Origin of the sequence: Pedobacter insulae (assembly GCF_900113525.1) — a bacterium.
Taxonomy (GTDB): domain Bacteria; phylum Bacteroidota; class Bacteroidia; order Sphingobacteriales; family Sphingobacteriaceae; genus Pedobacter; species Pedobacter insulae.
Map to the genome: position 1 here is coordinate 259,833 of NZ_FOPP01000002.1, position 21,293 is coordinate 281,125.

The window sequence follows — 21,293 nt, forward strand, 5'->3', positions numbered from 1 at the left end:
AACGAATTTTTTAGTTATTTTAACATTAATTAATACTTAATAACTTGTTCTTCCAATTCGGCAGGTAATTCCCGATAGTTATATTGTTGTCCGCGTAGCTGTGGTTCAAACCCAGCTTCTTTAATCGCATCTTGAATACCCTTTGCTGTGAAACGGTGGGGGGCACCCGCTGCCGACACGACGTTTTCTTCAATCATAATAGATCCAAAGTCGTTCGCTCCAGCATGCAAACACATTTGTGCTACCGCTTTACCTACTGTAAGCCAGCTGGCCTGTATATTTTTAACGTTTGGCAACATTATTCGGCTTAAGGCAAGCATTCTCACATATTCATCACCTGTTACGGTATTGCTGATACCACGTAAACGTTTTAACAAGGTACCATCATCCTGAAAAGGCCATGGAATAAACGCTAAGAATCCTTTAGCGTTTGCTGGTTTTTCACTTTGTACTTCTCTTATCCATACCAAATGCTCAAAACGTTCTTCGATTGTTTCTACATGGCCAAACATCATGGTCGCCGACGTAGTGATGTCTAGCTGATGGGCGGCTCGCATTACATCCAGCCATTCTTGTCCGCCACATTTACCTTTTGAAATTAAACGCCTCACCCTATCATTTAGAATTTCTGCCCCTGCACCCGGTAACGAGTCCATTCCATTTGCTTTTAGTTCCTTTAATACTTCCGTATGCGAAATCCCTTCTAACTTTGCTACATGGGCAATTTCTGGTGGACCCAAGGCATGTAATTTTAAAGTTGGATAAAGTTGTTTTAATTCCTTGAACAGGTTGGCATAAAAACTTAGGCCCAGATCTGGGTGATGACCGCCCTGCAAAAGCAATTGATCTCCCCCTAGGCGAAAAGTTTCTTCAATTTTAACCTTGTAAGTTTCTATATCGGTAATATAGCTTTCATCGTGCCCTGGGCGACGGAAAAAATTGCAGAACTTACAATTGGCGATACAAACATTTGTTGTATTTACATTGCGGTCTATCTGCCAGGTTACTTTACCACTGGGTACCTGGATTTTTCGCAGTTCATTGGCAACATAGGCTAAGTCTGCCGTATCTGCTTGATGATATAAGAATACTCCTTCTTCTTTGGTTAAGAAGTCGAAGTTTAGTGCCTTTTGTAATAGTTCAGCGGTATTCATGTACAAAGATATGTAAAAGTCTTGAGGCAAAAGTCTGAAGTGGTCAGTCTTTGGTAAAAGTTCTTAAATCTGTGAAATCATTTACCGCCGTGCGCTCATTTTTGATATCTTTATGGCTCAAAAAAAATAGATGGTAGAATTTAACCGATTTACACTTTCAAACGGCCTAAAAGTGATTGTTCATGAGGACGTTACGACCCCTATGGCCGTTCTAAATATACTGTACGACGTAGGAGCTAGAGATGAAGAGCCGAACAAAACTGGCTTTGCCCATCTATTTGAACATTTGATGTTCGGTGGATCGGTCAATATTCCGAGTTATGACGAGCCTTTGCAAAGGGTTGGTGGTGAAAACAATGCTTTTACCAGTAATGATATTACCAATTACTATATTACCTTACCTTCGGCAAATTTAGAAACTGCTTTTTGGTTGGAAAGTGATAGAATGTTGAGCCTTGCTTTTTCTGAAAAGAGTTTAGAAACACAGCGTAACGTGGTGATGGAAGAATTTAAGCAGCGCTATTTAAATCAGCCGTATGGCGACGTATGGTTGAAATTAAGACCCTTGGCCTATGAAACACATCCCTATCAATGGGCTACTATCGGCCAAGACTTAGCGCAGATAGAGCATGCTAAAATGGAAGATGTAAAAGCGTTTTTCAAAAAACACTATAATCCCCAAAATGCAATTTTGGTAGTTGGAGGAAATGTTACGACTGAGGAAGTTAAAAGACTTGCTGAAAAATGGTTTGAGCCTATTCCTGCGGGCAATAAATATGAACGGAATTTGCCTAAGGAACTACCGCAAACGGCAGCTCGTTCGTTAACAGTACAAGCTAATGTGCCGCTAAATGCCATTTACATTGCTTTTAAGATGCCTGCCAGAAAAGATCCTACTTATCAAGTGTTCGATTTATTAAGCGATATTTTATCTCAAGGACAATCATCTCGTTTATATACCAGTTTGTTAAAAGAACAACAGTTATTTAGTGATATCAATGCTTATATGACTGGAAGCTTGGACGAGGGTTTATTTATCGTAGAAGGCAAATTAATTTCTGGTGTTGATCAAGCTCATGCCGAGCAAGCTATATGGAAAGAGTTGGAGAAAATAAGTACGGAATTGGTAAGCGATGCAGAATTAACCAAGGTTAAAAATAAATCGGAATCTATTATGGCGTTTTCTGAAATGAATTTACTTGATAAGGCAATGAATTTAGCCTATTATGAATTATTGGGGGATGCTGATCTGTTAAATTTAGAAATGGAAAAATATTCAATTGTTACCGCACAACAGATTATGGAGGCTGCTAAGTCAACTTTTATGAAAGAAAAATCATCAACCTTATACTATTTAGCCAATGCTTAACCGTACAATTACTCCGCCATATCAACAGGTTAACGATATTAATTTTATTGCTCCAGAACATAAAATATTAAGCAATGGCATTAAGGTATATAATTTCAATGCAGGCCAAAAAGAATTGGTACGGATTGAATTTATTTTCAATAATGTAAACTGGGATCAAAATAAACCTTTACAAGCTGTTACAGTTAACAGTTTGATTAATAATGGGACCAAAAATTTATCTGCTAAAGAAATAGCGGAAAAGGTAGATTATTTTGGGGCATTTTTACAAAGCGATTATGGGGCAGACCACATTACCATCACACTTTATAGCTTAAGTAAATACCTTTCTGCGGTGTTGCCTATTGTAAAAGCCATCTTAACGGAGAGTATATTCCCACAACAGGAGCTGGAGATTTTTGTTCAAAACCAAAAGCAAAAATTGCAAGTGAATTTGCAAAAGAATGATTTCTTAGCCAGAAAGACCTTTGCACATGGTGTATTTGGTGATACTGCTTACGGATCTGATATTACGTTAGCCGATTATGATGCATTGAGAAGAGAAGACTTGATAAGTTATTTTAAAGCGGCATTTAAACCAGAAAATTGTGTGATTATCTGTGCAGGAAAATTCGATGAGCGGGAATTTGCTTTGTTAGATGAATTTTTTGGAAAAGGTTGGGAAAATCATTCACCAACAGAATTAAATAAATTTCATTATGAGCCAGGCCAGGGCACGCAGATTTTTATAGCTAAACCAGATTCGGTTCAAAGCGCTATTAGAATGGGGAAATTGGCGATCAACCGTGCCCATAGGGATTTTCCGGCATTTCAGGTTTTGAACACGCTATTAGGTGGTTATTTCGGATCTAGGTTGATGGCAAATATTAGGGAAGATAAAGGGTATACCTACGGAATTGGTTCTGGGATTGCTTCTTTGAAACATGCTGGTTACTTTTTCATTGCAACCGAAGTGGGGGGTGATGTGTACGAAGATGCGCTGAAGGAAATATACAAAGAAATTGAACTGTTAAGGTCAGATCGGGCAAGCGATGAAGAATTAGATTTAGTTAGGAACTACATGTTAGGGTCATTATTGGGAAGTTTGGAGAACATTTTTTCTCATGCTGATAAGTTTAAAAACCTATATTTTTCTGGTTTGAATTATGATTACTATACTAATTATATTCATACAGTTAAAAATATAAGCACGGAAGATATACAACAAATTGCGCAGCAATATTTAGATCCGAGCACCTTTATTGAGGTGGTAGTAGGTAAACAAAATGTTTAAAAAATCATAAGACTGATGCATATTTTACAAGAAAATCCAGCTTATGTATATAAGCTTAATCCAGATTTAGCAAAGATTGATTGGGATCACATTATTTCTCTGTTTTATAAAATAGAATGGAAACATCGCAAAGCTCATGAGATTGAAGCAGCATTTAAGCTTAGTACTACTACAATTTTTATCTATAAGGAAGGGCAGGTGATTGCTTTTGGCAGGGTAGTGGGCGACGGTAGATATTATGCGATGCTCGCAGACATTGTGGTAGATCCCGATTACCAAGGGCAGGGGTTAGGAAAGTATGTGGTTACGGCTTTAAACAACCAATTAATTGATTATCACTTTGTAAATTTAAGTGCTGCGCCTGGTGCCGACCCATTTTATAAAAGTATGGGTTGGAAAAAGCAAACAACTGCCTTTATCTGGCCTCAGGGGCCTAAGCAATTAAGACAGCATTGCGAAGTTGAGGAATAAGGCTTACGAAGGTTATTCTTCGTAAGCCTTTATGAGCGTTACTTTGCCATCCATTGTACTCACAATAATATTTTTTTGATCGATAGGGTTTATCGTATTGACCATTGAGTTATCAATTTTATGTAACCATAAATTTTGATGTGTTTTGGCATCAAAAGTATAAACAACCCCATTTTTTGTTCCATAAAAAACAACTCCATTCTTTTCGACAAGATCTGATGGGGTGTGTTCATATCCAAAACCTGCGTTTAATTTCCAGGCCAATTCCGGAGAATTTGCTGTTGTTTTGAATGCTACTACGGTGTCTTGCATGGTTTTCCCATAAATGGTGGTGCTATCGGCTGAAAGCCCAATAGACTCTCTCACCTTCGCTTCTTTAGTCCGCCATAGTGTTTGCCCATCATTGACATTAATTGCGGTTAAAAAACGATCTGGTGCAGCAATATAAACTACGCCCTTTGTTGCAACAGGGGTACACATTGCCGGAGAGAACATTCTATTTCCATTCCCATTGTTCCACTTCCACGCTAACTTTCCGGATTTTACATCCAAAGCATACAAATGCCTGCCCCAGGAGCCAAACATAACTTTGCCTTGATAAATTAAAGGTTTACCCACAATGGTGCCTTCAACGTCTTCAAATTTCCAGACTACTTTACCGGTTTTAATATTGATTGCCCTAAATGTATGGTCGCTGCCTCCGATCAGCACATTGTCTCCATCAACTACAGGTGACCCTAATACCGCATTTGCCGTTTCAACTTTCCATACCACTTTTCCATTGGTGTTGTTCAAGGCGTAAATCGTACCGTCGCCCGAGCCTAAAATTACCAGTTGCTTATCAATGACTGGTGAAGAGTAAATAGCGCCCTTTGTTTTAAAAGCCCATAATTTCTTGCCATTTGTTCTGCTTAATGCTTCTACTAATCCTAAGCTGTTACCAAATATGACCGCTTTATCATTGTATGCGGGCGTGTTAACGACGTTGGCACTTGAATGGTAAGTCCATACTTCTCTAACATTCCCATACTTTTTATTGATCTCAAAACTTGGTCTATCGTAAGCTTTTAGGGTTTGATGAACAAATTTTTTTAAGGGAATTTTTCGCCATGCGGGCAATAAAGTTTGGTTAGGTTTTTTAACGGCGAAATATACCGTGTCCTTCAACATATTTACAATGTTATATCCGCCAATGGTATCTTTGGCCCGTAGATTAGACCTTCCCATTGTAGCGGGAATCCCTTCGAAATCCATAGCTTTGTTGTTATGGCCGTGTCCATTGATAATATATTGGACGTTACGGGTTTTTAAGCGGTCTGTTACTTCATACCAATTATCTAGGCTATTGTCAATTGGATAATGATTTAGGAAGACAATGGGCATGTCTTTTGAGGTTTTTTTTAATATTTGGTCTAGCCAAACGGTAGCATCCCGCGGAATATGGCCATCGCTCATGCGTACGTAAGGACCAGATGCGCAAGCTATAAATCTATAACCTTTATGATCGAAAGTGAACTTGTCGTAGCCAAACTCTCTGATAAAGCTTACCCCTCCAGATTCTGACCATCCGGTATCATGGTTGCCTGGCATGATATAATAAGGAATATTCAGCAGTGAAAAAATGCTTTTGGCAAGTTTTAACTCGTCATTTGTTCCCATTTCGGTTATGTCGCCGGTAATGACAACAAAATCAAGGTCTTTCTGATTATTTATGTCTGCCACAGTGCGTCTTAAATCTTCTTCACCTGTTGAGGCACCCACATGGGTATCGGTAACAAATGCGTATTTGAAATTTTGTGCAAAAGCCGAAAAACTAAACGTAAGTACAATTAGGAAGCTGAGTAATTTCTTCATGTTTTTTTTTTGAGCTAAGATGAAGAGTTTTTGTTAGTATGACAAATAAGAAACAGTTTGTATCAATTAATTCACAAACTTAAAAAGGGAGGGAGGAGGGGAAACACCGCTGGCTACTGTTTGTAGAATTGCAAACAGTAGCCATATTTTAGGTGTAATCTTAAACAGAGGTATTAATTTATTATATAACTTATAAAAATTTAAGTGAAGGTTCTCACCAACCTTTCTTAAATTAAACTTAAGGTTCTCACCAACCTTACCAGTATTTAGGTTTAAGTTCTCACCAACTTTAGACCTTTCTGAGCTAGTTTATATTGGGTAAACGAGAGAAGGATTAAAAACGCTACAATGATTTCATAAATATTTTTATTTTTTTTATTCCCAAAAGATATTTTTTAATTGACTGATTAAATCGTATCTTTGCCCTGCAAATAATAACTCCTAATTTATTTGCTATGCAACTCGATCCCCAAAAATTTATTGCGACTGGTTTAACATACGATGATGTATTGTTAGTGCCTGCATATTCTGAGATTTTGCCCCGTGATGTTAATACAGCTACGTTTTTAACCAAGAAAATAAAGCTCAATGTTCCCTTGATTTCTGCTGCGATGGACACCGTTACTGAAGCGGAATTAGCGATTGCCATTGCTCAAAATGGTGGTATTGGGATGCTTCATAAAAATATGACGATTGACAGACAGGCGGAAGAAGTTCGCAAAGTGAAGCGGTCTGAAAGCGGAATGATTCAGGATCCGGTTACTTTATTGGAGAATTCAATTGTTGCAGATGCCTTTAAAATTATGAAGGAACATAAAATTGGGGGCATTCCGGTGGTGAGCAGCGACAATAAGCTTGTTGGTATTATCACCAATCGCGACCTGCGTTTTCAAAAAAACATGAATAAGCCCATTGTTGATGTTATGACTAAAGATAATTTAATCGTAGCTCCAGAGGGAACTAATTTAATTCAGGCGGAAGAAATTTTACAAAATTATAAGATCGAAAAATTACCAGTTGTAAATGCGGAAGGGTATTTATGCGGGTTAATTACTTTCAAGGATATACAGAAAGTAAAAAATTATCCGGTGGCCTGTAAGGACGAAAAAGGAAGATTGCGGGTTGGTGCTGCGGTTGGAGTTACTGCTGACACTTTACAGCGTGTGGATGCATTGGTTAAGGCTGGGGTTGATGTTATTACCATTGATACTGCACATGGCCATTCAAAAGGTGTTGTTGATAAATTAAAAGAAGTAAAAGCTAAATATCCTGATTTACAGGTTATTGTAGGTAATATAGCTACCGGAGCCGCTGCTAAGTTTTTAGCTGATGCTGGCGCCGATGCGGTTAAAGTGGGTATTGGTCCTGGTTCAATTTGCACCACGAGAATTATTGCTGGTGTAGGGGTTCCACAACTTTATGCTGTTTTTGAATGTGCGAAAGCACTTAGAGGAACGGGTGTACCGGTTATTGCTGACGGGGGAATTAAGCATACGGGGGATATTGCAAAAGCAATTGCTTCTGGTGCCAGTACTGTTATGGCGGGTTCATTGTTTGCTGGAGTAGAGGAATCGCCAGGTGAAACGATTATCTATGAGGGTCGTAAGTTTAAGTCGTATCGTGGAATGGGTTCTATTGAAGCGATGGAGCAAGGTTCGAAAGACCGTTATTTTCAAGACGTGGAAGATGATATCAAGAAATTAGTTCCTGAAGGAATTGTGGGTCGCGTGCCATTTAAAGGAACGTTGGCCGAAGTGATGTATCAATATATTGGGGGGTTACGTGCTAGTATGGGATATTGTGGTGCTGCAACTATTGAAAAATTACAGGAAGCACAATTCGTTCAAATTACAGCGGCAGGCATGAGAGAAAGTCACCCCCACGATATTACCATTACCAAAGAAGCACCTAATTATACCCGTTAGAATAATGAAATCTATTTGTGTGTATTGTGGCTCGAATTTCAATGGCGATCCGATCTTAAAAAATGCAATTGAAGACTTAGCGGAAACAATGGCATCACGAGATATTACCTTGGTTTTTGGAGGTGGAAGCGTTGGAGTGATGGGGGTTATTGCTGATGAAGTTTTGAAAAGAGGCGGTGAAGTGACCGGTGTAATTCCACAATTTTTGATGGATAAGGAAGTTGGTCACGCGGGGCTTACTGAAATGATTGTGACTGAGAATATGCATCAGCGCAAGCAGAAAATGGCCGACTTATCTGATGGATTTATTATTCTGCCAGGGGGATTTGGTACGATGGAGGAGTTTTTTGAAGTGTTAACCTGGCTGCAGTTAGGTTTGCATTTTAAACCTATTGGTGTGCTGAATGTAGGGGGTTTTTATGATCCCTTATTTTTGCAGTTGGATGTAATGGTAAAAAATCGCTTCTTAAAACAAAATAATAGGGATCTGGTATTTAATGAAACTGATGCTAAGGTTTTATTGGATAAGATGCAAAGTTTTACCGCTACGCCAGACGATGTTTGGTTTAGGGATCGAAATTTGACTTAAATACGCTACAGCAGCGGTGTAAATACGAATTTTCTAATAATTATTTCTACTTCTTTTTTATTGGAGGGTGCTTTATTTTGGAATTGCCATAGATTCATATAGATTGGCATTTCTTTTTTACTGATATATGGTGAGCTATAGGTTTGTACATTCGTTTTTGTACCTTGGAAATCGTATTGGCTCTCAAATTTCACCGTGGCATCCGACCTCATGATCCGATGTACTGAATAAGGTCCATCTAAAGAAAAGTTGAAAGATGAACTCCATATCTTAGCGGTAGAAAATTCTTCCGGATACACCGTATAATGGAGGTTTGGATTTTTAGCAGTGCCCCATTTAGAGAATTCAATATCCATTTCGTCGAAATAGTCAACCCCTGCATAATTGAATAAGCCAAATACCACGTTCTTGTCTAGTTGGTCTACGCGTCCTTCTATCCAAAATTCATAAATCCCCTTTCCAAATTTAAGTTCGGAAACTAGTTGAGTGCAATACCACTTATTTGATTTAGGATCTTTTGTTAAAGTTAAGTGGAGATATCCATTTTGATCTACCCATACGCCTTTACTGCTCCAATAGTTATTTCCTGGCGCTTTTCTGTCGTTTGGTGAATCGGTAGTTTTCCATTGATAACAACTGAAACTAATACTGTTGCTTATTGCTACATTTTCATTTACCGGATTTCTCTTTGCCTCAGTATTTGATGGTAAAGTGTTTTTATCCTTTATTGGTTCCATTATAAGTTCTTTTTTACAAGAGGCGCACAATATTAACATTAAAAATGATAATGTGATGTAGGAGTAATTAATTTTCCGGTTTTTCTGATTGTAGCGGTTTATCATCACGAACGATTATTAGCTGTACGCAAATATGCGTATATATTTCTATTAATTTGAAGCTTAAGTTTAATTAATCAGCGGTTAATTCTTATCTTAGTGAGGTAAAAGTATAATTTTTAGGTAGCTAATATAAAACTTTTTGCATTTCCATTTGTAAGTATCTAGTTATGAAAATTTTGATTGCTGAAGACGATGATTTAACCTTAAGAACCTTAGAAATGCGTCTTAAAAAAGATGGACACGAGGTTATTATTGCGAGAGATGGGAGAGATGCTCTAGTAAGAATTGAAGATTCTAGTCCAGATCTAGTCATATCAGACATTATGATGCCTTATACTTCTGGTTTGGAAATTGTAGCAGCATTAAGAGAAAGAGTTAAATATACTCCCATTATAATATTGTCTGGTATGGGACAGGAGGATGTAGTGTTAGAAGCTTTTCAGCTGGGTGCTGATGATTTTATTACAAAACCGTTTAGTCCTAGTGAACTTTCTATTAGAGTAAGGCGGTTTGCTATGGCATCTCAAAAATGATTTATTTTGAAGTAGTTGCATTAAGTTTCTTTGTTCTTGCTGTTTTAATAATCGCCTTTATATTAGTTTATCTAAAAATTATAAATGTTCAAGGCAGTAAGCACAGGAAATGGAAGAATATAGCAGAAATCCTGGTAAGAGATGCGATTTTTAATGAGGAGGCTGATCCTGGGCTAGTTCATTTTCCCATTCACCATAGAACAACCGTTTTGCTTAAGAATAAGAGATTCCGTAATCTATTAACGCAGGAAATATTGTCGGCAAAGAAGAATATGTCGGGCACTGCGGCATTATTTCTACAGCGGCTTTATTTACAGTTAAAACTGGATGAATTTGCATTGGAAGATCTTTCGAGTAAAAAATGGTACATAAAGGCAAAAGCGCTTCAAGACTTGGGCATTATGAACTTGAAAAACTACTTGAGCAAAATATATAGGCAAACTAATCATCGGAATGAGTTAGTCAGGATGGAAGCTCAAATTGCGGTCATAAAATTAACTGGTTTTGAGGGATTAAGATTTTTGGATGTAGTGAGTTATCAGATTAACGATTGGCAACAAATTAAACTGTTGAATGAGTTGAGTTATTTGCCGGCAAGTAATTTTAACGGGATAGAAAATTGGCTGTTGTCAAATAATGAGAGTGTTGTTATTTTCGCTTTGAAACTGGTTAAGAATTTTCATCGGTTTGAATTACACGAGCAAGTGGTAGATTGTTTAGCTTGTTCATCGGATAGAGTTCGTTATCAAGCAATTACGGCGCTCGAAAAAATATATAACGAATCTACTTCTGCTATACTATTGGAGCGTTATGATCAAGAAGTACTTAAAAACCGGATTGCTATAGCGAAGGCGCTTCAGCAAATTGGTTCGGAAGAGGATCTACCAGTATTGGTTTCGTTTATAGCTCAGGAAGAGCCAGAACAAAAGCGTACACTAGTGAGAACCATAGCAAATATTTCACCGAATGGACTTGTTCAATTGCGTTTATTGCCAGAATCGAACGTTGCGCCCTTGAGCTTAATTATTAAACAAATTGAGGGAGAACTTCTAACATGAGTTGGCAGAGTATTATAGTTGACATATTTACTTATGGGCTCCTGGCTTATTCTGTTTTGCTATTTAGCTGTTATATTTTTATTGGGATTTATTCTATTGGAGAAGTTAAAACCCATCTTTTTAAAAACAGCTTTACAGACTTCCGGCAATTAGCAAGTGCTAGTCAGGCACCCGGTATGAGTATATTAGCCCCGGCATATAATGAGGGTGCGAATGTGATTGAGAATGTGCGCTCCTTGCTATCTATTCATTATGCAAACCTCGAGGTTATTATTATAAATGATGGGAGTAAGGATGATTCACTTTCGAAGTTAATTGAGGCTTACAATCTTTACAAAACTGAATATTTTGTAAATGAGCAGATAAAAACAAAGGTTGTTAGAGGTGTTTATAAAAGCAGGAATAAGGTTTACAAGAAGCTTATTGTGGTGGATAAGGAAAATGGAGGTAAAGCTGATGCCTTAAATGTAGGTGTTAATATTGCCCAAAAGGATTATATAGTTTGTATTGATGTAGACTGTATTTTAGAGCAGGACGCTTTACTTAAGTTAGCCAAACCATTTTTAGAGAATACCAAGCAGCGAGTTATTGCAACTGGTGGTGTAATTAGAATAGCGAATGATTGCGTAGTTGAAGGAGGAAGATTGGTAGCGGTTAATTTGCCTAAAAAGATGCTTCCGAGGGTACAAACGCTCGAATATATCAGAGCTTTTTTGCTTGGCAGAATGGCTTGGAGCAGACTAAATGGCTTGTTGTTGATTTCTGGTGCGTTTGGCGCATTTGATAAGGAGATCGTGATTAAATGTGGAGGTTATGACCACCATACGGTTGGTGAAGATATGGAGCTCGTGGTGAGGATGAGAAGGTATATGGAAGAATTAGACCTTCCTTATAAAGTTGCGTTTATACCCGATCCGTTATGTTGGACAGAAGCACCTGCTGATTTTAAGATATTGGGCAGGCAACGTAATCGTTGGACAAGGGGTACAATAGAGACTTTAAAGATGCATAAAGTGATGTTTTTTAATCCTAAGTATGGATTTTTAGGGATGGTGAGTTATCCCTATTGGTTTTTATTCGAGTTTTTAGCGCCTATTATCGAATTTGTGGGGATGTTCTTTTTTATATTGTTTAGTGTGTTAGGCTTGACGAATTGGCGCTTCTTTTTCGGATTGTTAGCCGTGGTATTTACATTTGGATTTTTGTATTCCGTGTTTGCAATTTTGATGGAAGTGCTAACTTATAATCAGTACAAACGTAGAAAGGATATCCTCAAGCTAATCCTCACTGCTTTTATTGAACCATTTGTTTTTCATCCATATGTGGTATGGTCGGCTGTAATGGGGAATATAGACTTAATTCAAAAGAAGAACGCCTGGGGCGAGATGACGAGACAGGGTTTTAACACTCCAAAAAAGGAAAATTGAGATAACTGATGATGAATATTAAGCTATTTAGAGAGAAGTTTTTTAAGGCCATTACCTCTATCATGCAGTTAATGTTGGCCTGGTTGGTCATCTTATTGATCTTAAGGATTTTTGAAGTATTATACAACGGTATCACAAGAACCTTTCCCGAATCTATGTTAAAGCTTATTGCGTTATCAGTATGGTTTGACATTATGTTTTGGCTAAAAGTAGTTGTGTGTATCACTGTTGTTTATATCGTTCTTTACTTTATCAAACCGACGCTAGCGAGGGTTACAGGACTTATTGCCCTTTTTCTGTTGTCAATTTCCCAGCTGCTGCTGATTACCTATTTTAATACTTCCCTCGTTCCTCTGGGGGCAGATTTATTCGGTTATTCCCTAGCCGACATTCAACAAACGCTAGGAGCATCTTCTGCGCTAAATATTGTTACGATCATCAGTCTGATTTTGATGCTGGTTGTATTTGGCTTTGTCCTTATTTTTTTATCTAGAAGAATCAAAGTAAAGCTATCTTTTGTACTGATCATCTCGATTATCGCATTTTTGGCATTGCTAACGAATGTTCAGCAGTACAGTAGTATGATTGACCTGCGAAATGAATATGATCAAAACCTCTCCCTCAATAAGGCTGATTATTTTTTAACTTCCAGTGTAAATTATTTTTTGCCGGCTAGTCGGGAAACAGATATTTATGCGGATGCATATATTGAACAATATGAAGGGAACGAAAGTTTGGGGGATGCATTTGTTTATCCGAGTGAAGCAGCTTTTCCCTTTTATCATACCAACGAGGCTCCTGATGTTCTATCTCCCTTCTTTAAGCCAATTCAATCGCCACCAAATATTGTCATTTTAATGGTTGAAGGTTTGGGTCGCGCTTTTACCAACGAAGGAGCCTATTTAGGTAATTTCACTCCCTATTTGGATTCGCTTGCGGGCGAAAGTTTATACTGGAAGAATTTTTTAAGCATTGGTGGAAGAACTTTTGGGGTTTTGCCTGCTATGATGGGTTCGATGCCTTTTTCGAAAAATGGCATTTTAGAAATGGGAGCCCAAATGCCTGATCATCTTTCGTTGTATAGCTTGTTAAGTTATAATGGATATCGGACTTCCTTTTATTATGGTGGCGATTCCAAGTTTGACAATATGGCTATTTTTTTAAAGAAAAATGGGGTTAATGCAGTTGAAGATCTTAAAACCATTCCATCAAATTATCGTAAATTACCAGCAAAGGCTAATGGTTTTACCTGGGGATATGCTGATGACCAAGTTTACAAACATTACTTAGGTAATCATCCAATGGGAAGCCCAACCCTGAGTGTTATCTTAACAGTGGCAACCCATGATCCTTTTCTAGTTCCGAATCAGGATAGGTATAAGAAGCAGTTTGAGCAGCGAATGAGCTTGTTAGGATTTGATGATTCTAAAAAAATGAATTATAGGAATTTCGCTAATCAGTACTCGAGTGTACTATATGCTGACGAATCAATTAGGGATTTTATCAATGCGTATAAGAAAAGACCAGATTATGCCAATACGATTTTTCTCATTACCGGAGATCATCGCATGGCAGAGATACCCTTGAGAAATAAAATTGATCGTTTTCATGTTCCTTTAATTATCTTTTCTCCATTGTTAAAACGTACAGCGCAATTCGAGTCTATTTCTACACATTTCGATATTACACCGAGCCTGTTGAGGCTCTTGAAAAAAAGCAGTAAATTGAATCTTCCAACTGGAGCTGGTTGGATGGGTGGCGGACTAGATACAGCACGATCATTTAGAAATATACATAGCTATCCCCTTATGCAAACCAAAACAGCAATGGTAGATTTTATTCAAGGGGATTATCATCTTAACGGGAATCAGTTATTTAAACTTAATGTAGATCTTGAAGAAACGCCGATTCAAGACGAAAAGAAATTAAAGCAACTGAACAATGCCTTTGATAATTTTAAACGTAAAAATGATAAGATAAGCAATGGCGGCAAGTTGCTTCCTGACAGTATTATTAAACGCTATCAATTGCGTTGATTCATTTGTTCTGTTTTTAAGATATTAGTGATAAGGGGTTTGTAGAAGTTCCAGAAAAAGCTGTTTCGTTCCATGGGATCTTCCGTGTCATAAAACAAAAATTTAAAGAAAGAGATACCCTTAAAATAAGATGTCGTTAAGCTGATGGGATTATCGCAAAAATCGCCAGAGAAGTAATAGAACTTCGGGCTAGCAGCATTTTGTCTGAGTACAGCAGGAAACGAAGGGGGAATACCAAATTTCTTTAAGGCTGCAATTCCACTTGCATTAAGACTTAAATTAAACTTGGCGTCAATGATATTGATTTTTTCATTAGGGATGATTACATCAAACCAAAAGGGATATTTTATTTTTTCGGGTAGGCCAAATTGATGTTGCGCACTAGGGGTACTAAGGATATAAGGCATGGAATGAGCAAGGTGGGTGGAGTCTTCCAGAATGACTATTTGATCTAATTCACTTACAAATACGATACCTGATTTTTTAAACGGCCATCTATTTTTGTTGATGGCTTTATAATTTTTAACCATCCATACCGGTAATTCCTTATTAATATTGGTATCGAGGCTATTAAAATACCTAGCGGTCCAACCGCTCCATTTCATCCCAAACAAAGATTCGAATTGGGTGCGGATTTCCGGTGATGTGGGTGAGCCAATTGTATTAAACTCCGTGATGATCAACTTTTTCTTGTCTTTCATCAATTTTATGAATGCTAAATCGCGATTGCTTAATCCGCCATATAGGATACCTGAACTTCTTTGATCGTTTTTTTGTTGGTACCACTCCTTATTGTAAATGCCATAAGTGTCAGTAAAATAGGCCAGGTCTGCATCTTCACTTAATTTTGCTAACTGCGATGGCGAGAATCTTTCTAAACCCCGGATGCTAAATTGTTCGTCATCCTTTGGGAAAAAGCCATAATAGTCTCGTTCTATTTTATAGCCTTCGGTCTTATTTTTCGCATATTTATGATGGTTTAAAATCCAGTTTAAAGAAATATGTTCCTGTCCCTTTTGATCGAGTACGGTTTTATCTACGATAGCTATAACTAATTTTTGCTTTGGACTAACAAACCAACAGAGCAACATTAAGAAGGGCAGGGATATTATTAACCCGAGAGCAATTTTTATTTTTTTATAATTCATCTGTGGCTAATGCTAAAATCTTCTAATATATCCTACTCCGAGGATCAGCTGGTTTCCTTTTGTGTCTTTAAAATATTCTTGGTTTTCGATACCAGCTTTAAAATTGACGATGTTGAAAGCTTTGAATGATTTTCGGTAGCCCAACATTATCCCATTTGATTTTAACTTATAATTGGTTGCGTTTATGAGGATGTTATTGCGTTGCTCATCTGGGGACAATCCGGTGCTTAAACTTAAATTTAAATAATCATCAGCACCTCTCAGGTAGTAGCGTGTTTGCAATATAAAAGATTGAGATAAGCTAGTGGTAGAGGGGGTAAGGAAGGTTCTTAAATTGAACCAAAAGTTTTTATAGTATTTACCTACCGATGCAGTATAGATCCAGGTGTTGTCTTGAGAGCGTAAAAAACGTAAACCAGCTTCTAATTCCAGACTTAGCGGTAAGCTTGCGTATAAGGAGAAGCCTGCTCTATATTTAGGAAAAATTCCCATATCGGGAGAATAGCCAACATTTACATAAGCTTGGAGGTTACGAGCGATTTTTGGATAGGAATCCATTTCAAACTGTAGGCCGCTGCTATTAAATCTATTAGCGTAATTAATCCTTCCGATAACGGCGCCTATGCTCGTTTGTCGACCATAATCTATACTTAAAAGATGCCAGGGATCATTAAACTGTTTGTCGAAATGAATGTAATCATAATTTATTCCGAATTTGTTTAAGGCGCTGTTTTCTCTAATTTTAGCCGATAGCGCTCTTGCTTCCGTTTGCTGAGGATTGTTTTTGATAACCTGATTAACAATGCTCTCTGCGCTCTGCCATTCATTTAAATCGGCTAAAAGCTTTGCTTTAAGCAATAAAAGGGTTTCTGAACCAGGAATATTTTTTAGACCTTGGTCTACGATCTCAATTCCTTTTTTTGTATCGTAATTCCAGAACTCTAAGTTGCCCCAGGCTACATAGGCATCTTCATAGTCGGGTTGTTTGGTAATAATGGTATTGAATGTGGCCCTGGCACTATCAAGTTTTTTTGTCCAAGTATATAATCTCCCTAAAAACACCCTTATATCTGCATAATCTGGAGATTTTGTCAATGCTGTTTTGGCTAATTCAATAGCCTCCGGATAATTTTTCTCGTCAAATGCTTTTTTTCTAGCAGTTATAAAAAGTTCATCTGCGGTTTGGGCTTTGGCTAGTTGAAAAATAAAAAAAATAAAAAATGTAGACAATAAAGTCTTTTTGGCTAAATGCATAGGTATGGATTAATTGCTCAGACTTTAAAGTTATGAAAACTAATTTATTTGTGTTTAAGAATACACAAATTATAGAAAATTATCCTTGGTTATTTCCCAAGTCCACGGTTTTTTAAAGGTGTCGAAAGTTCTTAAATCGCTGAAATAAAGAACCTCTTCAGTACGCTGATTGCCGCTATTTCTATTAAAAATATTTCCTGTTACAAGATAAGTTCTTCGATCCAGAAAATTATACTTTTTTTCAGTCATTTCTCCCGATCCGATATGGTAATAAATATTATTAGCTAAGATTAAGCTCCAATCTTTATTCCGGTAGTTGAAATCATAATCAAGTTTCCACCTCCAATTGTTACCTCCTTCAAATGATAGCTGAAGATTTTGATTGGCAATATTGATGTTTTTGAATGGATCTCCCATTCCTCCGCCTTCGTGTGCTCTTAAAATGAAATTGTTATTCTGTAATGCGAATGCAAAATTGCCAGATTGTGGGTTTTTAAAGTAAATTGCCAAGACCCTTGGTTTTTGAAATTCTTTAATCAGTTCAGTTTCATTATCCCCATAGGCCCTGTTCTCGGCAATTGGCAAATGATATTCTACGACAAATGCTAGATCATCAGTTTGATCATTATTTAGATCCCCATAGGCGGTGTCTATAATTTTCCAGTTTTGTGGGACTAACTTTTCTAATGTTCTGCCTTGTTTAACAAACTTCGGATAGCTAAATGTTTGGGCAGCGCAGACTTTTAAACCGATGAAAAAACATAGAAAAAAGTATTTCATGTGTGAATAACGTATTAATTTAAATATTGTTGTTAGTTTTTGTTTCCGCACTGGGTTAAACTAAATACCATAACAGGTTTGAGTTTTAAAGATATAAGATTTAACTTGCTAGCATGAATATAGAATTCAATAAAAATGAGGATGCAAATAAGCAACTGGTTTACGAATTAAAAACTAGGTTGCAGAAAATATATGCAGGCGGGGGAGAGAAAAATGCCGCTAAGCAAAAGGAAAAAGGCAAACTTTTAGCCAGGGAAAGAATTGCTTATTTAACGGATGAGGGCAGCGAATGGTTAGAAGTGGGTGCTTTTGCCGCAGACGGCATGTATGCTGAGCAGGGCGGTTGTCCGAGTGCAGGTGTGGTTTGTGGCATTGGTTATGTAAGCGGAAGACAATGTATGATTGTAGCGAATGACGCTACAGTAAAGGCGGGCGCATGGTTTCCTATGACCGCCAAAAAGAATTTACGTGCGCAGGAAATTGCTATGGAAAACCGATTGCCTGTGATTTATCTGGTCGATAGTGCGGGGGTTTTTCTTCCCATGCAAGATGAAATTTTTCCTGATAAGGAGCATTTTGGGAGGATGTTCAGAAATAATGCATTAATGTCTGCAGATGGCATTGTGCAAATATCCGCCATTATGGGGTCTTGTGTTGCAGGTGGTGCATATTTACCCATTATGAGCGATGAAGCGATGATTGTGGAAGGGACGGGATCTGTTTTTTTAGCGGGGTCTTACCTGGTTAAATCGGCTATAGGTGAAGATATTGACAATGAAACTTTGGGAGGGGCGACCACCCATTGTGAAATATCAGGGGTCACAGATTACAAGCATCCTAACGACCAGGCTTGTTTAGATAGCATCAAAAAGATTATGAGTATGCTTGGCGCACCATTGAACGCCGGATTTGATCGGGTTAAAGCGGTCCCTCCTAAGAAATCAATAGATGATTTATATGGCATTTTACCAGATAATAGAGAGAAGCCTTATGAGATGAGGGAGGTTATAGAAAGACTAGTTGATGATAGTGAGTTTGAAGAATATAAAAAACTTTACGGACAGAGTATTATTTGTGGTTTAGCAAGAGTTGAAGGATGGGCAGTAGGGATTGTGGCTAACCAACGTAAGGTTGTGAAATCAAAAAATGGTGAGATGCAATTTGGTGGGGTTATCTATTCGGATAGTGCAGATAAGGCAAGCCGATTTATTATGAACTGCAACCAAAAGAAAATTCCACTTATTTTTTTACAAGATGTAACTGGTTTTATGGTGGGGAGTCGTTCAGAGCAGGGTGGAATTATTAAAGACGGAGCAAAGATGGTCAATGCAATGGCTAATTCAGTTGTTCCGAAATTTACCATTGTGATAGGCAATTCCTATGGAGCAGGTAACTATGCTATGTGTGGGAAGGCCTATGACCCTCGCTTAATTTATGCTTGGCCAAGTGCAAAAATCGCTGTAATGGGAGGCGCACAAGCGGCAAAAGTGCTTTTGCAAATTCAGGAGGCCACCTTAAAAGCCAAAGGTGAAATAATTACCCCCGAAAAGGAAGCTGAATTGTTAAAAGAAATAACCGATCGGTATAACCGTCAAACCACACCCTATTATGCCGCATCCAGACTATGGGTTGATGGCATCATAAATCCCATCGAAACACGTAAAGTAATCTCGATGGGCATTGAAGCAGCTAATCAATCACCTATAAAAAAAGCATTTAATGTTGGGGTTATTCAAACTTAACTCTTATTTTTATTGATATGAAGCGGCTTTTTTTTTTCGTGTTGTTCGGTTTTAATCTTTGTGCATTTGCCCAGTTAAAGCCAATTTATTTTCTTGGCGACAACGTAATAAGTGATTCTACAAAAGCAACTTCCTACGGTATTTACGGGAAGTTGAGTGGTGAGGAATTTTTTATTTTAAAAACCTATGATCTAGCGGACAATTTAATCTATACTGGCTCATTTAAGGATGCAGACTTGAAAATACCACATGGGAATTTCGTATATTATAATAGTATTGAGGGATTTAATTTGGTACACGACACATTTTTCTTTATAGAAGGTAAAGAAAGATTTATCGCTGGAAAAGGTTCCTATGTTGATGGTTATCAAAATGGACGGTGGATTAATTTTTATCCAGATGGAAAAATTTTTAGTGTGATCACTTATGTAATGGGCATAAGACATGGCTTTACGGGAACTTATAGCAAGCGAGGAAAACTTATGACTTCTGGAACTTATAAACTTGATAAGAAGGATGGGGAATGGTTGAACGGCAAAGTAAAAGATACCTACATTGACGGAGTTATTCAGTTACCGTTGGGAAGGAAGTCGAAAAATAAATTAAACTAATGAAATTCCTAAAGAAAATTCTACTTTTCATCATGCTCTTTTGTGTAAGCTATGCTGGTTATGCACAATCTGCAACCGCCATTCACAACAATGCGATATTGGTAGATACGCATGGAGATATCTTATTTAACCAAATTAAGTCCGGAATCGATATTGGTAAATTACAGACTACTGGGAATTTTGATTTACCAAGGGCACGGATGGGGGGGCTTGATGTTCAAGTTTTCTCCATCTGGTGCGATGAAACCGGGGGGTATGCCTTAGCTAATCGGGAAATAGATTCCTTGTACAGTTTAATCAACCGGTATCCCAGTCAGATAGCTTTAGTTCGTAATTATGCGGAATTGATGCAGGCAGTTAAAGAAAAAAAGTTGGCGGCGATGATTGGTGTTGAAGGAGGGCACATGATTGAAAATAGCTTAAGAAACCTTGATCAGTTAGCAAAGCGTGGAATGATTTATTTAACTTTAACATGGAACAATAGCACGTCTTGGGCCAGTTCGGCTGCTGAAGAAACTTCGGGAAAGGTTAAACCTGAGGATGCAGGATTGAGTGATTTTGGAAGGAAAGTGGTGAAAAGACTGAATAGGTTGGGTGTTATGGTTGATTTATCTCATGTGGGAGAGCGTGCCTTTTATGATGCGATGAAGGTTACCAGCAAGCCGGTATTGGTATCGCATAGTTGTGTATATGCGCTGAACCCAGTGGCGCGAAATTTAAAGGATGAACAAATTATTGCGGTAGGAAAAAATGGAGGCGTTATCTCATTAAATTTTTATAACGGATTTTTAGATTCTACTTATTATAGAAAACAAAGAATGTTTTTAGAAAAGCATGATGTAGCGTTGAAAAATTTAACTCAAAAATATGGTAGGAGCAATGCCATTGACACCCTGATTTCCCAGCACCACGCTGAGGCGAATGCTATAAGAACACCTATATCTGTAATTATAGATCACATAGATTACATCGTTAAGTTAATTGGAGTGGACCATGTGGGTTTTGGTGCGGATTTTGACGGCGCGGAGTCTTTTCCAGCGGGAATAGATGGGGTGGCAGATTATCCAAAAATTACCAAAGCTTTGTTAGAGAGAGGGTATAAACAAGAGGCGATCGAGAAAATACTGGGCGGTAATTTTTTGAGGGTACTCAGGGCCAACAAAAGTCGCTAATTTAATTATCTTGGAATTCTCATCTTTTCCTAAAAGCCCTTTGCTCTTTAGGACTTAA

18 protein-coding genes are annotated in these 21,293 nt (G+C 37.7%); 12 read left to right on the forward strand and 6 right to left on the reverse strand.

From position 1 onward, the window contains the following. Positions 1 to 29: 29 nt before the first annotated feature. A complete protein-coding gene (locus BM207_RS04060) occupies positions 30 to 1,154 on the reverse strand; it encodes a CofH family radical SAM protein (RefSeq protein ID WP_090992297.1) in 1,125 nt (374 codons plus the stop codon). A 130-nt stretch (positions 1,155 to 1,284) separates the two neighbouring features. Between BM207_RS04060 and BM207_RS04065 the strand changes: the two genes are divergently transcribed. From BM207_RS04065 to BM207_RS04075, 3 genes are read left to right on the forward strand one after another with little or no spacing between them, the layout of a single operon-like run. Continuing rightward, entirely contained in the window at positions 1,285 to 2,523 is a 1,239-nt protein-coding gene (locus BM207_RS04065; protein WP_090992298.1) for a M16 family metallopeptidase, read from the forward strand. Next, a complete protein-coding gene (locus BM207_RS04070; protein ID WP_090992299.1) occupies positions 2,516 to 3,796 on the forward strand; it encodes a M16 family metallopeptidase in 1,281 nt (426 codons plus the stop codon). Before BM207_RS04065 ends, BM207_RS04070 begins: the two co-directional genes overlap by 8 nt. Before the next feature lie 15 nt (positions 3,797 to 3,811). Further along, on the forward strand, positions 3,812 to 4,267 hold the full coding sequence (locus BM207_RS04075) for a GNAT family N-acetyltransferase (protein ID WP_090992300.1): 456 nt from the start codon (positions 3,812 to 3,814) through the stop codon (positions 4,265 to 4,267). Positions 4,268 to 4,279: 12 nt separating this feature from the next. On the opposite strand, the gene BM207_RS04080 is transcribed toward BM207_RS04075, so the two are convergent. Further along, positions 4,280 to 6,121 carry an outer membrane protein assembly factor BamB family protein gene (locus tag BM207_RS04080; protein WP_090992301.1) on the reverse strand — a complete coding sequence of 614 codons (1,842 nt, stop codon included), beginning with the start codon at positions 6,119 to 6,121 and terminating at the stop codon, positions 4,280 to 4,282. Positions 6,122 to 6,576: 455 nt separating this feature from the next. On the opposite strand from BM207_RS04080, the gene guaB reads away from it, so the two are divergent. Continuing rightward, the gene (gene guaB / locus BM207_RS04085; protein WP_090992302.1) at positions 6,577 to 8,046 is read left to right on the forward strand and encodes an IMP dehydrogenase; all 1,470 of its coding nucleotides are present in this window, start codon (positions 6,577 to 6,579) and stop codon (positions 8,044 to 8,046) included. A 4-nt stretch (positions 8,047 to 8,050) separates the two neighbouring features. Then, entirely contained in the window at positions 8,051 to 8,635 is a 585-nt protein-coding gene (locus BM207_RS04090; protein WP_090992303.1) for an LOG family protein, read from the forward strand. A gap of 5 nt (positions 8,636 to 8,640) precedes the next feature. On the opposite strand, the gene BM207_RS04095 is transcribed toward BM207_RS04090, so the two are convergent. Then, a complete protein-coding gene (locus tag BM207_RS04095; RefSeq protein ID WP_143095913.1) occupies positions 8,641 to 9,372 on the reverse strand; it encodes a LamG domain-containing protein in 732 nt (243 codons plus the stop codon). 269 nt (positions 9,373 to 9,641) lie between these two features. Between BM207_RS04095 and BM207_RS04100 the strand changes: the two genes are divergently transcribed. From BM207_RS04100 to BM207_RS04115, 4 genes are read left to right on the forward strand one after another with little or no spacing between them, the layout of a single operon-like run. Continuing rightward, on the forward strand, positions 9,642 to 10,007 hold the full coding sequence (locus BM207_RS04100; protein WP_090992305.1) for a response regulator transcription factor: 366 nt from the start codon (positions 9,642 to 9,644) through the stop codon (positions 10,005 to 10,007). Next, a complete protein-coding gene (locus tag BM207_RS04105) occupies positions 10,004 to 11,065 on the forward strand; it encodes a HEAT repeat domain-containing protein (RefSeq protein WP_090992306.1) in 1,062 nt (353 codons plus the stop codon). Before BM207_RS04100 ends, BM207_RS04105 begins: the two co-directional genes overlap by 4 nt. Next, a complete protein-coding gene (locus BM207_RS04110; RefSeq protein ID WP_090992307.1) occupies positions 11,062 to 12,492 on the forward strand; it encodes a glycosyltransferase family 2 protein in 1,431 nt (476 codons plus the stop codon). The genes BM207_RS04105 and BM207_RS04110 overlap by 4 nt, the downstream gene beginning before the upstream one ends. A gap of 8 nt (positions 12,493 to 12,500) precedes the next feature. After that, positions 12,501 to 14,528 (forward strand): LTA synthase family protein, encoded by a 2,028-nt coding sequence (locus BM207_RS04115; RefSeq protein WP_090992308.1) that lies wholly within the window; start codon positions 12,501 to 12,503, stop codon positions 14,526 to 14,528. Here BM207_RS04115 and BM207_RS04120 read toward each other — a convergent pair. The 3 genes from BM207_RS04120 to BM207_RS04130 all read right to left on the reverse strand — a co-directional run bounded on the left by BM207_RS04120 (position 14,516) and on the right by BM207_RS04130 (position 17,710). Continuing rightward, a complete protein-coding gene (locus BM207_RS04120; RefSeq protein ID WP_090992309.1) occupies positions 14,516 to 15,676 on the reverse strand; it encodes a hypothetical protein in 1,161 nt (386 codons plus the stop codon). The genes BM207_RS04115 and BM207_RS04120 overlap by 13 nt on opposite strands. Positions 15,677 to 15,688: 12 nt before the next feature. Next, a complete protein-coding gene (locus BM207_RS04125; protein ID WP_090992310.1) occupies positions 15,689 to 16,930 on the reverse strand; it encodes a YaiO family outer membrane beta-barrel protein in 1,242 nt (413 codons plus the stop codon). 69 nt (positions 16,931 to 16,999) lie between these two features. Then, a complete protein-coding gene (locus BM207_RS04130; protein ID WP_090992311.1) occupies positions 17,000 to 17,710 on the reverse strand; it encodes a hypothetical protein in 711 nt (236 codons plus the stop codon). A gap of 113 nt (positions 17,711 to 17,823) precedes the next feature. Between BM207_RS04130 and BM207_RS04135 the strand changes: the two genes are divergently transcribed. The 3 genes from BM207_RS04135 to BM207_RS04145 are packed head-to-tail and all read left to right on the forward strand — an operon-like array spanning position 17,824 to position 21,235. Continuing rightward, a complete protein-coding gene (locus BM207_RS04135) occupies positions 17,824 to 19,452 on the forward strand; it encodes an acyl-CoA carboxylase subunit beta (RefSeq protein ID WP_090992312.1) in 1,629 nt (542 codons plus the stop codon). Positions 19,453 to 19,469: 17 nt separating this feature from the next. Continuing rightward, a complete protein-coding gene (locus tag BM207_RS04140) occupies positions 19,470 to 20,063 on the forward strand; it encodes a toxin-antitoxin system YwqK family antitoxin (RefSeq protein WP_090992313.1) in 594 nt (197 codons plus the stop codon). Then, a complete protein-coding gene (locus tag BM207_RS04145; protein ID WP_245768019.1) occupies positions 20,063 to 21,235 on the forward strand; it encodes a dipeptidase in 1,173 nt (390 codons plus the stop codon). The genes BM207_RS04140 and BM207_RS04145 overlap by 1 nt, the downstream gene beginning before the upstream one ends. The last annotated feature ends 58 nt before the right edge of the window (positions 21,236 to 21,293 follow it).